Here is a 20,179-nt window from a genome sequence, read left to right on the forward strand (position 1 = left end):
CCGTGCACGTTCTTGCGCAATCGCCGCTTACGCTGGGTCATGTGGAATTCGGACAAGGAGCCGAGCATGCTGACCCGTAAACTCTTCAGTCTTGCCCTGAGCCTGGCAGTCACCACCGCTCCGCTGGCCTGGAGCGCCAGCGCCCTGGCTCATGGCCCCAACCCGGAGCCTGGCGATCCGCACTGGCAGACCGACAATAGAAACCAGACACCGCCCCGCCATGATGACAAGCCACGTCATGCACCTCAGCGTGGCCCCGATCGTCACGACAAGCACGACCACAAGCCATCCAGTCCACACCAGCACGCTTGGCGCGCCGGCAACACGCTCCCCCCGGCCTATCGCGACGAGCGTCATGTCGTGCACGACTGGCATCATCACCATCTGCCCGAGCCGCCCCGCGGTCAGCGCTGGGTCAAGGTCGACGATAAATTCGTACTGATCGCCGTCGCCACCGGCATCATCGTCTCGGTATTGGCCGCACACTAGCCGCAAAACGTTGTTCGCATAAAGAAGGCCCCAGCCATCTTCCGATGGCTGGGGCCAAGCTGCATGGAGCTCAATTACGGCTTCATGTCCTCGAAGAACTTCTTGACGCCGTCGAACCAGCCGTCCTTCTTGGGCGAATGGGTATTGCTATTGCCCAGGCTGTCTTGGAACTTGCGCAGCAGGTCCTTCTGGTGCTCGGTCAGGTTGACCGGAGTCTCCAGAACCACCTTACATATCAGATCGCCAGGCGGGCCACCACGCACCGGCTTGACGCCCTTGCCGCGCAAACGGAACAGCTTGCCGGTCTGGGTTTCGGGCGGAATCTTGAGCTTGACCCGGCCCTCCAGTGTCGGCACTTCCAGTTCACCACCGAGAGCAGCATCGACGAAATTGATCGGCACTTCACAATGCAGGTGGCGCCCATCGCGCTCGAAGATCGGGTGAGCCTTGATGGCTACCTGAACGTAGAGATCGCCCGGCGGTCCACCGTTGGCCCCTGCCTCGCCTTCGTTGTTGAGGCGAATGCGGTCACCGGTATCAACCCCGGCGGGAATCTTCACCGACAGCGTGCGTGTCTCGCGGACACGGCCTTCGCCACGACATTCACGGCACGGCACCTTGATGACTTCGCCACGACCATGACAGGTCGGGCAGGTCTGCTGTACAGCAAAGAATCCCTGCTGCATACGCACCTGCCCCATGCCGTGACAGGTCGGACAGGTTTCCTTGCTGGAGCCGGGCTCGGCACCGTTGCCATCACAGTGACCGCACTCCACATGACGCGGCACACGAATATCAACGGTAGTACCGGTCACTGCATCTTCTAGGTCGAGCTCGAGATTGTAGCGCAAATCGGCGCCACGCTGCGGCGCGTTGGGGTTACGCCGGGCACCGCCGCCACCGCCGAAGATATCGCCGAAGACATCGCCGAAGATGTCACTGAATCCACCGGCTCCGGCCCCGCCAAAACCGCCACCGCCGAAGCCTCCAGCCTGCCCGTCGACCCCAGCATGGCCGAACTGGTCATAAGCTGCACGCTTTTCGCTGTCGGCGAGCACTTCGTACGCCTCGGACACCTCGCGGAATTTCTCGGCCGAGGTGTCGTCGTCCGGGTTGCGGTCCGGATGGTACTTTTGGGCCAGGCGTCGGTAGGCCTTCTTGATTTCTTTCTGATCGGCGCTGCGCTCGACGCCCAGCACTTCGTAATAGTCACGCTTGGACATGGATCTGTCCGCCTCCGTGTCGGGTCCACGGAAACAGCAACGCGGGAGTCGTTTGCCCCCGCGCCGCCGTTACCGTGTCAGACGTTGTGGTTACTGCTTTTTCTGGTCGTCGTTGACTTCTTCGTACTCGGCGTCGACCACATCGTCTTCCTGCTTGGCGCCGTCGGCCTGGGCACCGCCCTGGGCGGCATCAGACTGCTCGGCGTAAAGCTTCTGCGCCAGGCTGCCAGAGGCTTCGGTCAGGGCGTCCAGCTTGGCCTGGATCGCCTCCTGGTCGTCGCCCTTGAGCGCTTCCTCGAGCTCTTTGATCGCGCTTTCGATCTTTTCCTTTTCGGCGGCAGATGCCTTGTCGCCTGCCTCGTCGAGGGTCTTGCGCGCGGCGTGGATCATACCGTCGGCCTGGTTGCGCAGCTGAACCAGCTCCTCGAACTTCTGGTCCTCGGCGGCATGCGCCTCGGCGTCGCGAACCATCTGATCGATTTCCTCGTCGGTCAGACCGCTGGAGGCCTTGATGACGATCGATTGCTCCTTGCCGGTGGCCTTGTCCTTGGCGGACACATTGAGGATACCGTTGGCATCGAGGTCGAACGCCACCTCGATCTGGGGTACACCACGCGGTGCCGGCGGAATGTCGGCCAGATCGAAGCGTCCCAGCGACTTGTTCTGGCTGGACTGCTTGCGCTCACCCTGCAGCACGTGAATGGTCACGGCCGTCTGGTTGTCATCCGCGGTCGAGAAGGTCTGTGTCTTCTTGGTCGGGATGGTGGTGTTCTTCTCAATCAGCGGAGTCATCACGCCGCCCAACGTCTCGATACCCAGCGTCAGCGGAGTCACGTCAAGCAGCAGTACGTCCTTGACGTCGCCGCCCAGCACGCCGCCCTGAATCGCCGCACCGATGGCCACGGCTTCGTCCGGGTTGACGTCCTTGCGGGCGTCCTTGCCGAAGAACTCGGCCACCTTGGACTGCACCAGCGGCATGCGGGTCTGACCGCCGACCAGAATGACGTCGTCAATCTCGGCGTTGGAAAGGCCGGCATCGGCCAGAGCGGTCTTGCACGGCCCCAGCGACTGCTTGACCAGATCCTCGACCAGCGACTCGAGCTTGGCACGAGTGATCTTGACGTTCAGGTGCTTGGGACCGGTGTTGTCGGCCGTGATGTACGGCAGGTTGACCTCGGTCTGCTGCGCGCTGGACAGCTCGATCTTGGCCTTCTCGGCGGCTTCCTTGAGGCGCTGCATGGCGAGGTTGTCGCCGGACAGGTCGATGCCGCTGTCAGCCTTGAACTGATCGACCAGATAGTTGATCAGCTTGAGATCGAAGTCTTCACCGCCCAGGAAGGTATCGCCATTGGTGGCCAGCACCTCGAACTGGGTCTCGCCGTCAACATCGGCCACTTCGATGATCGAGATGTCGAAGGTACCACCGCCCAGGTCATACACGGCAATGGTCTTGTCACCACGTGACTTGTCCATGCCATAGGCCAATGCGGCCGCGGTCGGCTCGTTGATGATGCGCTTGACCTCGAGCCCGGCGATACGACCGGCGTCCTTGGTGGCCTGGCGCTGCGAGTCGTTGAAGTAAGCCGGCACCGTGATGACTGCCTCGGTGACGGTTTCACCCAGGTAATCCTCGGCCGTTTTCTTCATCTTCTTGAGTACTTCGGCGCTAACCTGCGGCGGCGCCAGCTTCTTGCCCTTCACCTCGACCCAGGCATCCCCGTTATCGGCCTCGGCGATCTTGTAGGGCACCATCTTGATGTCCTTCTGGACCACGTCGTCCTTGAAGCGACGACCGATCAGACGCTTGATCGCGTACAGGGTGTTGGTCGGATTAGTAACCGCCTGGCGCTTGGCCGCCTGGCCGACCAGCGTTTCACCATCGTCGGTGTAAGCGATGATCGACGGCGTAGTGCGTGCGCCTTCGGCGTTTTCGATGACTTTCGGCTTATCACCGTCGAGCACGGCGACACAGGAGTTGGTTGTCCCCAGGTCAATACCGATGATGCGTCCCATAATCACCTCGAAGATTCGTTGCTTGCCTGTTCATTGCGGCTTTCACCGCGTCTTTGTCGTCTATGTGGGGACTCGGCCGAACCTTTCAAGGGCTGAAGGGCCGCTCCCCTGACAATTGACTATTTTGCCGCCTGACTGACCACCACCATGGCCGGACGGACGAGGCGGCCATTGAGCAGGTAACCTTTCTGCATCACATCCATGACAGTGTTGGGCTCCATATCGGGATTGGGCACCATGGCCATGGCTTCGTGATATTGCGGGTCGAAGGGTTCGCCCTGGGGCTCGACGGTCTCGACACCAAACTTGTTCAAGGTATCGAGCTGAAGCTTCAGCGTCATCGACACACCTTCGCGGTGTACTTCGCTGGCATCCTCACCCATCGACTCGAGCGCCTTTTCCAGGCTGTCGACAACGGGCAGCAGCTCCTTGACGAACTTCTCGAGGGCGAACTTGCGCGCCTTCTCCACGTCCTGCTCGGCGCGGCGACGTACATTTTGTGCCTCGGCCGCAGCGCGTAGCGCCTGGTCTTTCGCCTCACCGAGAGCCTGCTCGAGCTCTGCGACCTTGGCTGCCAGTATCTCGGCTTCAGGATCGGCAGGCGTATCGGCTTCATGAGCATTCTCGTCGGCCACAGCCTGCTCGTCGGTATCGGCACTGGCCTCGTCGAGCTGGCCTTCAAGGGGCTCGGCTTGTGGCTCGACATCGTGCTCGCTGCACTCGAGCTCCTCGTCCATACGCGTCTGTGGATCTTTGGCCATGTCGCTCTCCTGAAAACGTCAAACGGCCCGCAGGCCGCGTTGATTGGCGGTTTGCCACCTATATGGGGTTGCCGCCGACGAACTCAAGGGGCGAGACCGGATACGACACATGGGTGATTGAAGGCATGGCATGGACTACTGTATAAACGCACAGACAGCGAAACCTGACGCCCAAGAACCAAGACGCGCCCGGAGGTGGCCATGCTGGTACAGCTTGCGATTCGCGATTTTGCTATCGTCGACAGTCTCGATCTCGACCTGCTCGGCGGCATGACAGCCATCACCGGCGAAACCGGGGCGGGCAAATCGATCCTGCTCGGCGCACTGGGCTTGAGCCTGGGCGAGCGCGCCGATGCCGGTAGTGTACGCCACGGCACCAAGCGCGCCGATATCACCGCTCGCTTCGACATTGCCAGCCTACCGGCGGCACAGGCCTGGCTCGATGCGCGCGAACTGCCTAGCGATGACTGCCTGTTGCGTCGGGTGATCACTGCCAGCGGCCGTTCCAAGGCGTGGATCAACGGCCAGCCGTGTACGGTAGGCGATCTCAAGGAACTCGGCGAACACCTCATTGAAATTCACGGCCAGCATGCTCATCAGGCGTTGCTGCGCGAAGAGACTCACTTACGCCTGCTCGATGACTTCGCGGGCCAAACCCGCGCCGTCGCCGAACTCGGCGAGCTGTATCGGCACTGGCAGGGGCTACGCCGCAAACTCAAGCGGCTTTCCGATACCAGCGACGAGATCCAGTCCCGTCGCCAGTTGCTGCGCTACCAAGTCGAAGAGCTCGACGTGCTGGCCCTGAATGAAGGTGAGCTCGAAGCGCTGGAACAGGAGCAGGAAGAACTGGCACATGCCGAGGAAATTCTGCGCGAGGCCCAGTTCGCCGCCGACTGCTGCGACCATGATGAGAGCGGCGCCCTGAACCTGCTACACCAGGCCCTGACCCGACTCGGCAACCTGCCCGGTGCCAACCGTGGCCCGCTCGCCGAAGCCTGCACCATGCTGGGCGATGCACGCATTCAGATCGAGGAGGCTGCCCGCGAGCTGCGCCACTTCGCCGAAGGTACAGAACTCGACCCGGAGCGCCTGGCCACTGTCGAGGATCGCCTTGGCGAAGTGCACCGCATCGCCCGCAAGCATCATGTCTTGCCCGAGGAACTGGCCGAGCTGCACGGTAAGCTGCGAGCCGAACTCGATTCGCTGGAAGGTGGCGACACCGACCTTGAAGCTCTGACTGCCGAGGTCAAGACAGTACGCGACGATTATCGCGCCCGCGCACGTACCATCGGCGAGACGAGACGTCAGGCCGCTGCGGCTTTCGCCAATGAAGTACAAGATCAGCTCGGCTTTTTGGCCATGGGCAAGACCAGTTTCGAGATCGAGATCATGGCTCGAGAAACACCCCAGCCGGACGGCATGGATAGCGCTCGCTTTTTGATCAGCGCTAACCCGGGCCAGCCTGCCCGTCCGCTGACCAAGGTCGCCTCGGGCGGGGAACTGTCACGCATCAGCCTGGCCATTCAGGTCGTCGCGGCTAGCCACAGCACGATTCCCAGCCTGGTCTTCGACGAAGTCGACGTGGGGATTTCCGGTGCCACGGCAGAGATCGTCGGGCAGCTCCTGAGAAGACTCGGCCACTCGGGCCAGGTGCTGACCGTCACTCACCTGCCACAGGTGGCCGCTCAGGCCCACCAACATCTACACATCGAAAAGCAGGCTCAGGAAGACGTGACGCTGACTCACATGGCACTGCTCGATGAAGCCGGCCGCGTTCGCGAACTCGCTCGCATGCTGGGCGGGGTACACCTATCGGATCGCACTCTGGCCCATGCCCGTGAAATGCTGGACGCAAGCCAGCATCAACACCACTGAGCCTTGCGCCACGCCTGAGCAGCCTTATAAACATATAAAAAGCCACGGCATTGACCGTGGCTTTTTATAGCATTCCTCAGGTTATTCAGCGGCGATGCCCGCCTCCTTCCTGACGACGTGTAGCGTTCGACCCCTTGGGGCGTACATAGAGAACCAGAGCGTGATCGACCAGCTCATAGCCGCGCTCCTCGGCCAACTCACGCTGACGGCGCTCGATTTCCGCATCGTAGAACTCGACCACTTCGCCGGTTTCCAGGCACAGCATATGATCGTGATGTTCTTCCTGCGACATCTCGAATACGGCATGGCCGCCATCGAAATTATGACGCACGACCAAGCCAGCGGATTCAAACTGCGTCAATACGCGATACACTGTTGCCAGGCCAACGTCTTCGCCCGCGTCGAGAAGTGCCTTGTAAACATCCTCGGCACTCATGTGAAGATCTTCTTCGCGAGTCGCCTCCAGGATCTGCAGAATCTTGACTCGGGGCAAGGTGACCTTTAGACCTGCCTTGCGTAATTCCTGGTTTCTATCGGCCATGGTTGCTCTTCGCAGTAACTTATTGACTCGAGTATAATCGACCAAAGCAAACGATAGTGAAAGATAGGGGCAAATGCAAAACCTGATTAAAACAGTCACTTTTACACTCGCCCTCTCGATGATGAGTGGGTGCAGTTATCTCGGTGTCTACAAGCGTGATTTACCCCAGGGCAACCTGGTGACGCAGGACATGGTCAGCCAGCTGCAACCGGGCATGAGCCGCGAGCAGGTCCAGCACGTGATGGGCAGCCCGCTGTTGCCGGCGCCTTTCGATGCCAGCCAGTGGGACTATGTCTTCCGACTCGACGAAGCTTACGGAGACGTCAAGCAGCGCCGCGTGACGTTGACCTTCGACAACAACCGGCTTGTGGACATCAATGCCTACGGCGATATGCAGGCCGATATGAACCTGTCGCCAGAAGCCAGTGACACCATCCCAATGGATGAAGGCGGTCCTGCGACCCCGGCCATGCCACAGAGCGTTCCCACCACGGGCAACGATCCTCTCTGAAGGCTCTGCCTCAGGCTAACGCGATGCGTCAGCGGCCCGCTTGGCGCGCGCCTGCTTGGGGTCGATGAGCAGCGGCCGGTAAATTTCCACACGATCTCCAGCTTGCAACACATGCTGCTCGGGATCGCGCAAGCGTTTACCGAAGATACCCAATGGCGCCTGAGTAAAGGTGTTTTCGGGTAGATCGGGAAAATATTGCCCCATGTCGGCAAGCTGCACTGCAGCCTGTGCCGTGGTACCCGTGGGAACAGAAAGACTAATGATCTTCTGGCGGTCAGGCAGTGCGAAGGCCACTTCGACAGTTATGCCAGGCATGTCGCTCCGAATTTCCGTCAGCTCATCGCCCATAGATCTCATCGGCTCGCTGAGTAAACGCATCGACCAGTTGTCCGGCGACCTGGCTGAATAGCTTGCCGAAGGCCATCCCCAGCAGACGGTTGGAGAACTCGAAATTCATCTCCAGGCTGACCTTGCAGGCCTGCTCCCCCATCGGCGTGAATAGCCATTGCCCATTCAGGCGTTTGAACGGCCCCTGCACCAGTGAAAGCTCGATACGCTCAGGTTCATACAAATCATTGCGCGTAGTGAAACTCTGCTCGACGCCAGCCTTGGCCAGTGTCAACTCACCCACCAGATGCGCCTGGTCTCGCTCTATGAGCCGAGCACGTCGGCAGCCGGGAAGAAATTCCGGATAACTTTCGAAATCATTGACCAAATCGAACATGGTTTGGGCGGAATGCCGCACCAGGGCGGACCGATTGACCGTTGGCATGCACCTCTCCGCTATCATCAATGAACCGGGCACCATACTGGCCCGGCACAACCTGCGTACTATGGTAGACGAACCGTTAAGCGTATCATGGCAAACTTCGACGCCAAGGCCTGGAAGGATATCATGCCTCACCCCATATCGGAGGCCTGGCGGACATTGGCACAATGAGACACGAGGACGCATGGCCAAGAAAAAAGCCAAGGTAGGTGACAACGTCATCGCCCTCAATAAGAAGGCGCGCTTCGAGTACCACATCGAGGAGTCCTTCGAGGCCGGGCTGGCCCTGGCCGGGTGGGAGGTGAAGAGCCTGCGCGCCGGCAAGGCCCAGCTCACCGACACCTATATTCTGGTCAAGAATGGCGAAGCCTGGTTGCTGGGCAGCCACATTACGCCATTGAATACTGCCAGCACGCATGTGGTGGCCGACCCAACGCGCACCCGCAAGCTGTTGCTGCATCGCAAGGAAATCGCCAGGATCTTCTCGCGCACGCAGGATAAGGGTCATACCTGTGTGCCGCTCAAGCTGTACTGGAAAAAAAACCTGATCAAGTGCGAGTTGGCTCTGGTGACCGGCAAGAAGCAGCACGACAAGCGGGCCACCGAGAAGGAACGTGACTGGAATCGCCAGAAGGCACGCATCATGCGTGAAAGCAAGTAAGGGAGTGGGTTGGACTTGCAGCCACCCGCACCAACTGATAACATATACAGGTTACAGGGGGCGACATGGCTTCGACGCCGATGACAACCTCCTAGGTGCATGCCGAGAGCGTGATGTATCTCGTAAATCCAACATCACAATTAAATAGTCGCAAACGACGAAAACTACGCTCAGGGCGCTCTGGCAGCTTAAAAACTGCTGGTAGTTAGCCTGGCCCCAAAGCGATGTGCCTATCCATCGTGGAGGGGAGATGAGCTAAAGCTGATAGGATCGCGGTTGACGGCGCCTTCCCGTTAACCGTTAACACTTAGAAGGATCGCGGTATGGAATCCTGCCCGTCGGAGTTCATGCCGTTAAATCAAAAGACGGACCTAAGCATGTAGAGCCGAAGAGCGCGTGTCGGCGGACGCGGGTTCAATTCCCGCCGCCTCCACCAGACACCCCACGAAAGAGCACCTCCGGGTGCTTTTTTCGTTTCTGAAGCAGGGATAGGACAATTCTTAGCGTGATCTGATTCACCCACCAGATCGCCTCCCCGCACCGAACGGGCTTTCAATGAAGTCGGTACTGTTCCTAGCATCTCTCCATCATGAGCGGTTGAAGGAGGGCTAGCTAAGTCAGCGCCTCCGCCAGGCGTTAAGCCTCCTTACGCTTACCCCGGACACTCTCTTACCGAGACGAGGGGACGCCCTCATGAAACGCAGAGAACCGCCCCCCTCCATGATTACCGTAAAGCGATCAAAGCCGCGATGGTTGCCTTATTGCCACTGTCTCCTAGTTACTCGAGATAGGTGTCAAGGGCTCGTCATCCTGATCAGGGTCGTGCTCGAAGCTTACATTGATTGTATCTTGCGTTATTGCCGTATTACTGTCGGCCTTGGCCTCGATACTCAGGTCACTGGACTGAACGATGCCATCAAGGACAGTGGAGGTCAGGGAGAGGCTGAAGCGAGGCTCCTGGTAGGCGTAGAGAAACTCGTGTTGCGTACATTTGTCACCTAGCACCCGCATGCCGCCTTCCTTGTAGACCAAATCCTTCGCATCAATGTGGACGAGATCTTCTTTCGCGGTGCCCACCTGAACGGTGATGCTCCCCTCTAGCTTCAATGGCATGCTTATCCTCCTACATCCTTTGACGATTATCTCCAACCTACTCCCATCCGGATGCGGCGCGGCCCCGGACAATGATTCCATTCACTTGAGTGTAGTGGTGTGCCCTCCTTTCATGGCTCATCAGCCGCCGTTCACATCCAGCCAGGCCCTATCCATTGCCTGGATCACTTCGATGAAGGCGTCAGGCGCAACCGAAAGCTCCTGAACCTCCATATAGGCCGTTATTTCTTCGAATGAGATGGGCTCAGGGTGTAGCCCCGCTGCTCGTGTCTTGGATAGTGCAGCGAAGGCTTTAAAATACCAGCGCCCAGTTTCATCCAACGCCTCAATAATGTCCCTGGCGTCCTCTTCGCTTCCCGCCTGGGTCTGCCGGATCGCATCGGTCAGCATGGCCTTGCGCTGCTCCATTGGCATACCGTCGTGGTTAAGCGGCGCGTCAGGAGGCTGCATAACATATTCTCCTTCCGATGGATGTTACGTGCTAGAACTTCCTCTCTTTTAGCCTCGCAGGTTGGCGCATGAAAGCAAGGTCGTGGCCAACAACACACAAGCGCAAGAAAGCCCGGACGCGGGGCCGGGCTTTCTGAGCACTTCAGTTCCATTTACCTTGAGGCCTAATGAACCCTTTGCCCCCAACGCGTGCCAGCGGAGGACAACATGTAGGTGATGGCTTGCGATGCCTGGGTGTAGGCAGGCACGCTGACAAGAGCATAATCGGATTGCCGGCAATGCGGGCAAGGCGGCTTGCTGGGGGTTAACGCGTCCATGTAGAGCATGGACTCACAGTGACGACATACATAAAGTGCACGACTTGCAACAGCATCCATTGCGACCCCTAGGCGATCCCTACCTCCGGCCAGTACGTCTGGCTTCTTCGCAAACAAGAGTGGCACCCGCATCACTATTCGTCGAGATGAAAAGCACTCATGGCGAAGCGCGAGGGGGAATTGGTGCGCAAGACAAGCAACGGGGCAAGACAGCCATACTGGTGACGGAGACCATAAGCAAAAAAGCCACCTGCCGGTGGCCAATTACTACAGGCTTGCCTACATAAGAAGGCGGCACGATAGCTTATGAGGCCAGGCGACCCCATTGTCCATGCTGTGCCAACCGGCGTTTGGCGTGCGCCATCGTCTCTTCGAGCGAGTCACTCCGACACTTGAATGCATGACAGTCGGCACAGCGGACATCCTGCTCCACCTCATTCAGGGTGGGGATCATGAAGCGCTCTCCGCCGCACACATTGCAGCGCAGTTCCAGCGTTACCTTAAGCATTGGGCTTTCCCTTTCCATACAATGCAACGTTTTCATTATACCCTGTCAAAAAAATTTCGCTTGTACAACTTGTGTACAGATATACTTTTTTATTCACAAATAAACCGTCAGACTAGAGCCTGTATCAGGCAAAATGGAAAGTGCGCGTCCCAAGAGCCGGCGCCCAGCGCCTCGACGCTTTTCCCAGAACGTCCCCCTGACATCAACTCGTGAGACGATGCGGGCTGACCCCCGCCAACATGGAGGTTCGTAGTGTTACTACCGCGCTTGAAAGCACGGTTGAGTCATTGGCTTGCGCTCATGTTGCTACTACTCATGGCAATGCCGGCCTTGGCCCAACAGGCAGAGACCACAGAGGGAGGCACCGCCAGCGACACGGTGGCTTACTCCACTCTGGCCGACCTGCTCGAGAACGATGCCACACGCCAACACCTGATCGAGCAATTACGCACCCTGGCCAGTGACGGCTCCGTCCCAGCCATTGAGGCACCCGGTGTGATTGCGGCTCAAGAGGCCAGCGCGCCAGATCCCGCCGAAACCTCCCTGGCCCGACGCCTGGCCGAGACCACCAGCGAGATCGCCAGTGGCCTGGGCCACCAGTTCACTGCACTGGTCGAGGCCCTGGGCAGTCTAGTCACCTCGGCCAGCACCGATGCGGGACCACGGATCAGCATGGCCGAGATCACCGATGCGGCCTTGAACCTGGCAATGGTCATCATTGCGACCTTTGTCACCTTCATGATCTTGCGCAGTTTGGCGAGACCACTATTCAGCCGGGTCAGTCACTGGTCGCAGCACAGTAGTGGACGTAGCCCTTTGCTACGTGTCATCGCTGCCGTAGCGTTTGCCGCCCTGATTGATGTCATTGTCGTCGCCCTGGCTTATGTCGGCGGCAACCTGATCGCTACCTTCCTGATCGGTGAAACGGGTGAGCTCTCAACGCGCGCCTCGCTGTTCCTCAATGCCTTCCTGATCATCGAACTCATCAAGGCGGCGATTCGCATGCTCTTCTCGTCTCGCTACGAGGGACTGCGCTTATTACCGGCCTCGACCCAGGAGGCCGCACACTGGAACCGCTGGCTGGCCACATTGACCGGCTTTGTAGGCTACGGCATGCTGGTAGTCGTACCCATCATCAACTTCTACCTCTCGCCAGCGCTGGGACGCGGTATAGGCCTGATCATCATGCTACTGGCCTTCGCCTACGCGACCGTCTTTGTACTGAAGAATCGACTCAAGCTGCGCCATGCATTGGAAGCGCGTGCCGCCAAGGCCAGCATGGGTGCCTCGCGTGTCGCCCTTACCCTGCTGGCCAAAACCTGGCACTGGCTCGCCATCGCCTACTTCCTGATCGTCCTGTTGCTGAGCATAGTACGGCCCGAAGATGCACTGCCCAGTGTCATGCTGGCTACCCTGCAGACTTTGATCATCGTTGGCATCGGCCTACTGCTCTCTGGGGTACTGACTCAGTTGATAGGCAAGCGCATCATGCTTTCCGATGATCTGCGCCGCAAGCTGCCTAAGCTCGAGGTGCGGTTGAATGCTTATATTCCTACTTTCCTCAAGGTGATCCGAGCCATCATCCTGATCACCGTGGTACTTCTGGTGCTGAATGCCTGGGGTGTGTTCGACCTGGCAGCCTGGTACGCCACCGATGCGGGCGCAGGAACCGTCAGCAAATTGATCGATGTGATCATTATTCTGGTCATCGCGGCCGCCCTGTGGATTGCCTTGGCTAGCCTGATCGAACATCGCCTGAGTCCCGAAACCGGCACCGGCGAGCCTTCTGCCCGCGCCAAGACGCTGCTCAGCCTGTTCCGCAATGCCTTGGCGATCGCCCTGATCACCATGACCGGCATGATCGTACTGGCCGAAATCGGTATCAACATCGGGCCGCTGATTGCCGGCGCTGGGGTGCTGGGCCTGGCAATAGGCTTCGGTGCCCAGAAGCTGGTTCAAGACATCATCACCGGCATCTTCATCCAGGTGGAAAACGCCATGAACACCGGTGACGTGGTATCAGTGGGCGGCATCACCGGCACGGCCGAGCGCTTGAGTATCCGCTCGGTGGGCATTCGCGACCTGTCCGGCACCTATCACATCGTGCCGTTTTCCAGCGTCGACACGGTGTCCAACTACATGCGCGAATTCGGTAACCACGTTGGTGAATACGGCATCGCCTATCGCGAGAACATCGATCACGCCATTGAACATCTCCAGGCCGCTTTCGAGGAACTCAAGGCTAGCGAGGAGCACGGCAACAAGATCCTGGCGCCGCTCACCGTGGCGGGGGTCACTGCCTTGGCGGACAGCTCGGTGAATATCCGCGTAATCATCAAGACCACCCCCGGCGATCAATGGGGCGTAGGACGCGCCTACAATCGTCTGGTCAAGATGCATTTCGATGCCGCCGGTATCGAGATTCCGTTCCCGCATACCACGCTGTACTTCGGCGAGAACAAGGACGGTACGGCACCGCCGGCCCATCTGCGCCTGGCCGAGGACCGTCGCCAGGCAGTGGAGACACAGCCGGAACGACCCGACGACACGTCGGGCACCGAAACCTACCGGGCAAGCGATCCATCCCACCGCAAGCCGGATGCGGATGACATAGACGACCCCCAAGCACGTTGATTGCGTCGCCTGGGTACAAGAAGGGCTGCCGATCCGGCAGCCCTTTTTTCGTGAGCATAGCGAACGCAGAATTACTGAGTCGTTATCAGCATTACCACACTAAGCAGCACAGCGATGCCCCCCGCAACCACCCTGGTACGACCGCCCGGTGATTCCCCTGCTCCCGACTCGATGGAGGTCTGCGCGGCGCTGGTGCCCAGTGGGGGTGGCTTACTCAGGGCATAAAAAAGGGCGCCATGCGGCGCCCAGGAGAGCAAAGCGAAGTCGGCCTACCGGTTGCTGTCGCTGGGTTGCGGCAGTGCAGGCAGTGACTTGTCGAGCAGTTCGACACTCTGGCGGTAGTAAAGCTGGCTCTTGTTATGCTCGCCCAAATTGGCAAACAGACGAGCCAGCTCGGCACAGACCACGCCACTCGGACGCTGACGCTGGCTGGCCTCGAAGTATTCCTGCGCTTTGCCCCAATAGGCATTGCGCAGCGATAACCGCCCTAAGGTCAACAGGAGGTCAGGATCGTTGGGGCGCTCCTGTAACCATTTCTCGGCGTAGGCCAGCTGACGTCCGGGATCGACATTGAGCAGCCCGTAACGCAGCACAAGGCGGCTGTCCCAGCGCTCCTTGAGAGAATGCCGCAATAGCCGTTCGGCAATGCCCTCCTCCTTGCCTCTTACCAACGCCTCGGTATACAGCCCGACCAGCTCAACATCACTGCGCAGATGATCGGGCATGTCCGCCCACAGGTTGCGGACCCGCTCGACATTGCCGGGGTGACGCGCCGCCTGCAGGATCAACTCGCGATAGGCACGCTGCTCCAGCTCGTGGCGCTCTTCCTGTGTGACCAGTTGCTGACGAGCCATGCGCGGCATTAGCCGGCGGATACCTTCCCAGTCGTTGACGCTCAGGTAGGCCTGCTTGAGCAGCTTGAGTACCTGCGGATGCTCGGGCAGTTGTTTCTCGAGGCGCGTCAACGTCGCCAAGGCCTCCTCGAATTGCTGACGATCGAGCATCAGCTGGGCCTGGACCATGCCTACGGCTGTATCGGCGCCTTCGGTGCTGTTGTGCGCGCGGCGCAGCAGCGTGTCGGCCTGCTCGTAGCGCCCCTGATAATGGGCAGCCAGCGCGGCAGACAGGTAGTTGACCAATGGCGTACTAGAGTCGTCTGCCGCCTTGGTCAGTGCCTTTTCGGCGCGCTTCCAGCGACCTTCGGCCAGCGCCACCAGGCCACGCACGGTACGGCGCATGGCATTGCGGTTGCGGTTGCGGCTGTTCCAGACCTTGAGACGGCTGACCGGGCGGCGCATGCGCATCAATAGGCGCAACACGAAATGCAGCACGAAGAATACGCCCAGTAGCACCACGAGCCCGAACCAGAACGAGGTCTGGAAAGAGGTGTCGCCCACGCGCACCAGCCAGTAGCCGGGCAATGACTGCATCAACTGGCCTAGCAAGGCACCCAGTGCCAGGCCGATAACGACGATGAGGATCAGCTTTCTCATGCGTCACCACTCCCGCCGCCTTGGCGACGTGTCATGAAATCTCGCAGGGCCTGCAGCGACTGGCTGATGTCCGGCAGCTCAGGGCGAATCGTCTTGTCCATCAGTGAGCGAAGCGTGTCCAGGACCTGCTGAACGCCATCACTCTCGGTGTCATAGTAACCCTCGATCAGGGTGACTGCCTTCTCCAGGCTGGCCTGATAGAGCTCGGGGTTCGCCTGAAGCAATGCCAACTGGGCCTGCTCCAGCTGCAGACGTACATTCTGGCGCAGGTAGGATTCCTGCTCAGGCGTCATCAAGGCTTCCAGGGCCTGGTCATGACGGCGCACGACGACCAGCTCCTTGATCTCCTGCCACAGACGAGACAGTTGCTGCTGCCAGGCACCCTCGACCGTGGAGGTGTCGCCTCCCTCGGCGGCGATCTGCTCAATGTCCTGCTGCAAGGGCAGCTTGGCAAGCTGCTCCTGCTGCGCCATGAGTTGCAGGTAAAGCCCCGTACGGTCAATGTTGGGTACCGATTGCAGTTCACCCAACTCGGATTGGATGGCACGCCGCACCGGCGTCAGGGCAGGGTTGTCGGTCTGAGCCAAACGCTCATCGGCCGTACGCAGCAGAGAGATCGCTCCATTCACATCACGCTCAAGCTGCAGACGCTGGTTGGCCAGGCGCAATAGGTACTCAACCTCGGAGAACAACCACTCGTTAGGATCGGTCTCCTGTTCCTCGGCGAGTTTCGCCAGCACCTGATCGAGGGTCTGGTTCATCTCCTGGCGATATTGCTGCATCTCGTTGCGCAGATCCTGCACGGCCTGCTGGCTCTGCTGGTCGCGCCCGCTCAGCTGGGAACGCAGCTCATCGATGGCATTGGCGTTGGCACTGGCGCTGCTCTCGACCTGCGACAGCTGGGAGAGCTGCGCTTGCTGAGCCTGCAGCTTCTGCCAGGCCCACCAGCCAGCGATAGCGGCAACGAGCACCAGTAGAATGACTAGGATCAGCGCCGCGATGCCGGCCTTGCCGCCTTTGCCATCGCTGCCACTCCCAGCGGGCCGGGGTGTTGCCGTGCCCGCTCCGCCGGCTCCCGCCGTGGTGGTGGCGCTTCCCGCGGCAGGTTTGCCAGAGGCATCCTTGGGCTTGGAGGGGCCATTGCCACCTGCGCCCGCCTTTGCCGGTTCCGGCTTGGTGTCTTGAGGCTTGCCAGGCTTGGAATCCTGGCCTTTGGCCGGCGCAGAAGCCGCATGTTCCTGTTGTGGCGCATTACTGCCCGTCACTGGGCGGTTAGCGTCCGGCTTGTCCGTCTTTTTGACAGCATCCGCCCCCTGGCCCTTGTCGTTCTTTTCCGGTGTCGATGCAGTCGTGCCATTACCGGACTGGGCTATCGCCCCCTTGTCCGTGGCCGGTTTTTTCGACGCATCGCCAGGGGATTCGCCCTTTCCCGCGCCGGAAGGCGCACGTTTTTCGTCCTGATCGTGCTCTTGCTTGCTCATCTGTCGCTAGCCCTTTTCAAGATCATCATGATCGGCGCCATCCAGGTTACACGCGTTGGCCACGGCGGCCGCCAGGGCGACCGGTGTGGCGCCTTGCGCCACATGAGGACGCAGGTAGCCCAGCGTGTGGGCCAGTGTAGCCAAACGCTGGCTGGAAACGATTAGCGGTTGGTTCAACGCCTTGGCAGAACACCATCCTGCCAGATGTTCGAGCAACTCGCCGCTCGTCACCACCAGTGCAGAAAAATCACCTTGTGTAAGATACTGCGCGCCCGGCCCGCCAGGCTCAACCGGTATGCGTCGATACAACGCTAGCCGGGTCAGCTTCGCTCCTCGCTGAGCCAGGCTATCTGCCAGCATAGTGCGGCCTCCCTCCCCTGCAGCCAGCAGCACACGCTGCTCGTCCAGGCGCTGCAGGGACGGCAGGCGCAACAGGGATTCGCTACTGTTGTCTACGGCATTCGCCGGCGGCATGTGAACACGCACGCCGAGCGTTTCATGCAGTACCTTGGCCGTGCCCGCGCCCACCGCGTAGAAGCTGGGCCCCAGAGGTAGTTGAGGCCAGTATCGGTCGAGCCCATCGGCGAGGCACTCCGCCGCGAAGGGGCTGATCACCACGACCCGCTGAAAGAGGTCGAAGTCGAGCCACGCTTGGCGCGTCTCAGGCGATTCAGCCAAGGCCTCCAGCCGTAGCGCCTCAAGCGACACCGCCTCGACCCCCACGGCCTCGAGCGCCTGACGCAACGGCTGCGCCCGCTTGCCCGGTCGAGTAATCAGGACCCTGGGGGGCGAAGCCATCAGTACTCGCCGTAGACCTGCGCCAGGATATCACCAGCGCCCTGATCGAGAAGATCCTCGGCGACCCGTATCCCCAATGTCTCGGGCTCACTGGCCGATCCTCGCCCCTCGGCACGCAGCACTTTCGAGCCGTCCGGCATGCCGACCAGCGCACGCAACCAGAGCGTATCACCCTCGAGTATGGCATGGCCGGCGATAGGCACCTGGCAACCACCTTCGAGACGCGTATTCATGGCCCGCTCGGCGCGCACCCGGGTGGCCGTCTCAGGGTGGTCGAGGGGCGTCAGCAATGCCAGAAGCTCCGGCGCATTGGTCCGGCACTCGATGCCCAGCGCGCCCTGGCCACAGGCCGGCAAGCAGATTTCCGGCGGCAGCTCCATGGTAATGCGATCACTGAGCTCCAGCCGGCGTAACCCGGACGTCGCCAGAATGATCGCATCGAACTCACCGGCATCGAGCTTGCCCAGGCGGGTCTGCACGTTGCCGCGCAGATTGAGTACTTGCAGGTCGGGGCGCGCCTCGCTGACCTGCAGGCCGCGACGCAGGCTGGACGTGCCCACGCGGGCGCCATGGGGCAGGTCATCGAAGCTGGCATAGCGGTTGGAGACGAAGGCATCGGTGGGTTCGGCACCCTCCAGGATCACCGAAAGCCCGAGGCCTTCGGGAAAATGCATCGGGACGTCCTTCATGGAATGCACGGCAATGTCGGCACGACCATCGATCATCGCCTCCTCGAGCTCCTTGACGAACAGACCTTTGCCGCCGACCTTGGCCAGCGGCGTATCGAGAATCTTGTCGCCCCGGGTGGACATAGCAACCAGTTCCACCTCAAGGCCTGGATGCAGCGCCATGAGACGGTCACGCACATACTCAGCCTGCCACAGGGCGAGCAGACTCTTGCGAGTGGCGATACGAAGCTTGGTGATGGCGGACACGTCAGTCTCCCTACAATGGAATGGACGGCGTTCGCGCCGACACAAATAGTGCGGCCATGGTCATGGCCCGTTGCCCTTCATCATAAAGCAGTCGCGAAGCAAGGAAAAATCGCTACCTGCAATGCCCCCGGCCGGCCTCGCCAGTGGCGTCGACTCTGGTACACTCATTTCTTTCAGTGACAATGCAGGACGCTTACGCCCGATGAGCCAGCAGACCAACCAGTCATGGGGTGGCCGCTTCAGCGAACCCACCGACGCCTTCGTCGAGAAATTCACCGCCTCGGTGGACTTCGATCGCCGCCTCTATCACCACGATATCCGCGGCTCGGTGGCCCATGCCACGATGCTAGAGCGGGTCGGCGTGCTCACCGCCGATGAGCGCGACGCCATCATTGGCGGCCTTGCCGAGGTCGAACGCGAGATAGAGGCCGGCGAGTTCCCGTGGTCGGTCAAGCTCGAAGACGTTCACATGAACATCGAGGCGCGCCTGACCGAGAAGATCGGTATTACCGGCAAGAAGCTGCATACCGGTCGTTCGCGCAACGATCAGGTGGCCACCGACATTCGCCTCTATCTGCGCGACGAGATCGATGCCATCGATGCCGAACTGGCCCGCCTGCGCCATGGCATGATCGAGCTGGCCGCCAGCGAAGCCGACACCATCATGCCCGGCTTCACTCACCTGCAGACCGCTCAGCCTGTGACCTTCGGCCATCACCTGCTGGCCTGGCAGGAAATGCTCGCCCGTGACCACGAGCGCCTGCGTGACTGCCGCAAGCGGGTCAACGTGATGCCCCTGGGCGCTGCAGCCCTGGCCGGTACCACCTACCCCATCGATCGTCATGTCACGGCTGAACTGCTGGGCTTCGAGCGCCCCGCCGAGAATTCGCTGGACGCGGTCAGCGATCGCGACTTCGCCATCGAATTCACCGCCTTCGCCAGCCTCCTGCTGATGCACCTGTCGCGCATGAGCGAGGAGCTGGTGCTGTGGACCAGCGCCCAATTCGACTTCATCGACCTTCCTGATCGCTTCTGCACCGGCTCCTCGATCATGCCGCAGAAGAAGAACCCCGACGTACCCGAACTGGTGCGCGGCAAGACCGGACGCGTCTATGGCCATCTGATGGGTCTGCTGACTCTGATGAAGTCGCAGCCGCTGGCCTACAACAAGGATAATCAGGAAGACAAGGAGCCGTTGTTCGACACCCTCGATACCGTCAAGGGCTGCCTCAAGGCCTTCGCTGACATGGTGCCGGCCATCGAGGCCAAGGCGGACAATATGCGCGAAGCGGCCCGTCGTGGCTTCTCCACCGCCACCGACCTGGCCGACTACCTGGTTCGCAAGGGCGTGGCCTTCCGCGACGCTCACGAGATCGTTGGCCATTCCGTGGCCTACGGTATCGCCCAGAAGAAGGATCTCTCCGAGATGAGCCTCGACGAGCTTCGCCAGTTTTCGGACATCATCGGCGAGGATGTCTTCGAGGTCCTGACCTTGGAAGGTTCGGTAGCGGCACGCAATCACATCGGCGGCACGGCGCCGAATCAGGTTCGCGCCGCTGCCCAGCGTGCACGCGACGTCCTCCAGGCCATGAGAGGGGAAGGCTGAA

At 60.3% G+C, this 20,179-nt stretch carries 19 protein-coding genes and 1 other RNA gene; 7 read left to right on the forward strand and 13 right to left on the reverse strand.

Annotated features, from left to right (window positions below):
• Positions 1-66: 66 nt before the first annotated feature.
• Complete coding sequence (locus F568_RS22870; protein ID WP_019019093.1) at positions 67-489, forward strand: RcnB family protein; 423 nt, start codon at positions 67-69, stop codon at positions 487-489.
• Positions 490-563: 74 nt separating this feature from the next.
• Here the strand turns inward: F568_RS22870 and dnaJ are convergent, their stop codons facing one another.
• The 3 genes from dnaJ to grpE form a co-directional block, all read right to left on the reverse strand.
• Entirely contained in the window at positions 564-1,712 is a 1,149-nt protein-coding gene (gene dnaJ, locus F568_RS0112610) for a molecular chaperone DnaJ (protein ID WP_019019094.1), read from the reverse strand.
• Positions 1,713-1,802: 90 nt separating this feature from the next.
• Positions 1,803-3,725, reverse strand: coding sequence for a molecular chaperone DnaK (gene dnaK, locus F568_RS0112615; RefSeq protein ID WP_019019095.1), 1,923 nt, complete (start codon positions 3,723-3,725; stop codon positions 1,803-1,805).
• 119 nt (positions 3,726-3,844) lie between these two features.
• Positions 3,845-4,486 (reverse strand): nucleotide exchange factor GrpE, encoded by a 642-nt coding sequence (grpE, locus tag F568_RS0112620; protein ID WP_019019096.1) that lies wholly within the window; start codon positions 4,484-4,486, stop codon positions 3,845-3,847.
• Between the two features lie 201 nt (positions 4,487-4,687).
• Between grpE and recN the strand changes: the two genes are divergently transcribed.
• Positions 4,688-6,361 carry a DNA repair protein RecN gene (gene recN / locus F568_RS0112625; protein ID WP_019019097.1) on the forward strand — a complete coding sequence of 558 codons (1,674 nt, stop codon included), beginning with the start codon at positions 4,688-4,690 and terminating at the stop codon, positions 6,359-6,361.
• Between the two features lie 85 nt (positions 6,362-6,446).
• Here the strand turns inward: recN and fur are convergent, their stop codons facing one another.
• A complete protein-coding gene (gene fur / locus F568_RS0112630; protein WP_019019098.1) occupies positions 6,447-6,902 on the reverse strand; it encodes a ferric iron uptake transcriptional regulator in 456 nt (151 codons plus the stop codon).
• Positions 6,903-6,975: 73 nt separating this feature from the next.
• On the opposite strand from fur, the gene F568_RS0112635 reads away from it, so the two are divergent.
• Complete coding sequence (locus tag F568_RS0112635; protein ID WP_019019099.1) at positions 6,976-7,413, forward strand: outer membrane protein assembly factor BamE; 438 nt, start codon at positions 6,976-6,978, stop codon at positions 7,411-7,413.
• 15 nt (positions 7,414-7,428) lie between these two features.
• On the opposite strand, the gene F568_RS0112640 is transcribed toward F568_RS0112635, so the two are convergent.
• Together F568_RS0112640 and F568_RS0112645 are read right to left on the reverse strand one after the other, a co-directional pair.
• Positions 7,429-7,728: an RnfH family protein gene (locus tag F568_RS0112640; protein ID WP_040476326.1), complete on the reverse strand. Its 300-nt coding sequence runs from the start codon at positions 7,726-7,728 to the stop codon at positions 7,429-7,431.
• Positions 7,729-7,750: 22 nt separating this feature from the next.
• Positions 7,751-8,185 (reverse strand): type II toxin-antitoxin system RatA family toxin, encoded by a 435-nt coding sequence (locus tag F568_RS0112645; RefSeq protein WP_019019101.1) that lies wholly within the window; start codon positions 8,183-8,185, stop codon positions 7,751-7,753.
• Between the two features lie 181 nt (positions 8,186-8,366).
• On the opposite strand from F568_RS0112645, the gene smpB reads away from it, so the two are divergent.
• Together smpB and ssrA are read left to right on the forward strand one after the other, a co-directional pair.
• A complete protein-coding gene (gene smpB, locus F568_RS0112650) occupies positions 8,367-8,843 on the forward strand; it encodes an SsrA-binding protein SmpB (RefSeq protein WP_019019102.1) in 477 nt (158 codons plus the stop codon).
• Between the two features lie 56 nt (positions 8,844-8,899).
• Positions 8,900-9,279, forward strand: a transfer-messenger RNA (tmRNA) gene (gene ssrA, locus F568_RS24460).
• 338 nt (positions 9,280-9,617) lie between these two features.
• Here the strand turns inward: ssrA and F568_RS0112655 are convergent.
• From F568_RS0112655 to F568_RS0112665, 3 genes are all read right to left on the reverse strand, one after another.
• Entirely contained in the window at positions 9,618-9,956 is a 339-nt protein-coding gene (locus tag F568_RS0112655; protein WP_019019103.1) for a hypothetical protein, read from the reverse strand.
• A 120-nt stretch (positions 9,957-10,076) separates the two neighbouring features.
• A complete protein-coding gene (locus tag F568_RS0112660; RefSeq protein WP_019019104.1) occupies positions 10,077-10,406 on the reverse strand; it encodes a hypothetical protein in 330 nt (109 codons plus the stop codon).
• A 621-nt stretch (positions 10,407-11,027) separates the two neighbouring features.
• The gene (locus tag F568_RS0112665; RefSeq protein WP_019019105.1) at positions 11,028-11,231 is read right to left on the reverse strand and encodes a hypothetical protein; all 204 of its coding nucleotides are present in this window, start codon (positions 11,229-11,231) and stop codon (positions 11,028-11,030) included.
• Positions 11,232-11,531: 300 nt separating this feature from the next.
• On the opposite strand from F568_RS0112665, the gene ybiO reads away from it, so the two are divergent.
• Entirely contained in the window at positions 11,532-13,865 is a 2,334-nt protein-coding gene (gene ybiO / locus F568_RS0112670; protein ID WP_051087968.1) for a mechanosensitive channel protein, read from the forward strand.
• A 269-nt stretch (positions 13,866-14,134) separates the two neighbouring features.
• Here ybiO and F568_RS0112675 read toward each other — a convergent pair whose 3' ends face one another.
• The 4 genes from F568_RS0112675 to hemC are packed head-to-tail and all read right to left on the reverse strand — an operon-like array spanning position 14,135 to position 18,572.
• Complete coding sequence (locus tag F568_RS0112675; protein ID WP_019019107.1) at positions 14,135-15,358, reverse strand: heme biosynthesis HemY N-terminal domain-containing protein; 1,224 nt, start codon at positions 15,356-15,358, stop codon at positions 14,135-14,137.
• Positions 15,355-16,839: a uroporphyrinogen-III C-methyltransferase gene (locus F568_RS0112680; RefSeq protein WP_019019108.1), complete on the reverse strand. Its 1,485-nt coding sequence runs from the start codon at positions 16,837-16,839 to the stop codon at positions 15,355-15,357. Before F568_RS0112680 ends, F568_RS0112675 begins: the two co-directional genes overlap by 4 nt.
• 6 nt (positions 16,840-16,845) lie before the next feature.
• Complete coding sequence (locus F568_RS0112685; RefSeq protein WP_019019109.1) at positions 16,846-17,637, reverse strand: uroporphyrinogen-III synthase; 792 nt, start codon at positions 17,635-17,637, stop codon at positions 16,846-16,848.
• Positions 17,637-18,572 carry a hydroxymethylbilane synthase gene (gene hemC / locus F568_RS0112690; protein ID WP_019019110.1) on the reverse strand — a complete coding sequence of 312 codons (936 nt, stop codon included), beginning with the start codon at positions 18,570-18,572 and terminating at the stop codon, positions 17,637-17,639. The genes F568_RS0112685 and hemC overlap by 1 nt, the downstream gene beginning before the upstream one ends.
• 202 nt (positions 18,573-18,774) lie before the next feature.
• Between hemC and argH the strand changes: the two genes are divergently transcribed.
• The gene (gene argH, locus F568_RS0112695; protein WP_026300523.1) at positions 18,775-20,178 is read left to right on the forward strand and encodes an argininosuccinate lyase; all 1,404 of its coding nucleotides are present in this window, start codon (positions 18,775-18,777) and stop codon (positions 20,176-20,178) included.
• Position 20,179: the final 1 nt, after the last annotated feature.

The organism is Modicisalibacter luteus DSM 23508, from assembly GCF_000378505.1.
In the GTDB taxonomy this organism is placed as follows: Bacteria; Pseudomonadota; Gammaproteobacteria; order Pseudomonadales; family Halomonadaceae; genus Modicisalibacter; species Modicisalibacter luteus.

Bases quoted from the DNA above. Each gene is read 5' to 3' on its own strand.
- F568_RS22870 (WP_019019093.1), top strand. From the start codon at position 67: ATGCTGACCCGTAAACTCTTCAGTCTTGCCCTGAGCCTGGCAGTCACC.
- dnaJ (WP_019019094.1), bottom strand. From the start codon at position 1,712: ATGTCCAAGCGTGACTATTACGAAGTGCTGGGCGTCGAGCGCAGCGCC.
- dnaK (WP_019019095.1), bottom strand. From the start codon at position 3,725: ATGGGACGCATCATCGGTATTGACCTGGGGACAACCAACTCCTGTGTC.
- grpE (WP_019019096.1), bottom strand. From the start codon at position 4,486: ATGGCCAAAGATCCACAGACGCGTATGGACGAGGAGCTCGAGTGCAGC.
- recN (WP_019019097.1), top strand. From the start codon at position 4,688: ATGCTGGTACAGCTTGCGATTCGCGATTTTGCTATCGTCGACAGTCTC.
- fur (WP_019019098.1), bottom strand. From the start codon at position 6,902: ATGGCCGATAGAAACCAGGAATTACGCAAGGCAGGTCTAAAGGTCACC.
- F568_RS0112635 (WP_019019099.1), top strand. From the start codon at position 6,976: ATGCAAAACCTGATTAAAACAGTCACTTTTACACTCGCCCTCTCGATG.
- F568_RS0112640 (WP_040476326.1), bottom strand. From the start codon at position 7,728: ATGCCTGGCATAACTGTCGAAGTGGCCTTCGCACTGCCTGACCGCCAG.
- F568_RS0112645 (WP_019019101.1), bottom strand. From the start codon at position 8,185: ATGCCAACGGTCAATCGGTCCGCCCTGGTGCGGCATTCCGCCCAAACC.
- smpB (WP_019019102.1), top strand. From the start codon at position 8,367: ATGGCCAAGAAAAAAGCCAAGGTAGGTGACAACGTCATCGCCCTCAAT.
- F568_RS0112655 (WP_019019103.1), bottom strand. From the start codon at position 9,956: ATGCCATTGAAGCTAGAGGGGAGCATCACCGTTCAGGTGGGCACCGCG.
- F568_RS0112660 (WP_019019104.1), bottom strand. From the start codon at position 10,406: ATGCAGCCTCCTGACGCGCCGCTTAACCACGACGGTATGCCAATGGAG.
- F568_RS0112665 (WP_019019105.1), bottom strand. From the start codon at position 11,231: ATGCTTAAGGTAACGCTGGAACTGCGCTGCAATGTGTGCGGCGGAGAG.
- ybiO (WP_051087968.1), top strand. From the start codon at position 11,532: ATGTTGCTACTACTCATGGCAATGCCGGCCTTGGCCCAACAGGCAGAG.
- F568_RS0112675 (WP_019019107.1), bottom strand. From the start codon at position 15,358: ATGAGAAAGCTGATCCTCATCGTCGTTATCGGCCTGGCACTGGGTGCC.
- F568_RS0112680 (WP_019019108.1), bottom strand. From the start codon at position 16,839: ATGAGCAAGCAAGAGCACGATCAGGACGAAAAACGTGCGCCTTCCGGC.
- F568_RS0112685 (WP_019019109.1), bottom strand. From the start codon at position 17,637: ATGGCTTCGCCCCCCAGGGTCCTGATTACTCGACCGGGCAAGCGGGCG.
- argH (WP_026300523.1), top strand. From the start codon at position 18,775: ATGAGCCAGCAGACCAACCAGTCATGGGGTGGCCGCTTCAGCGAACCC.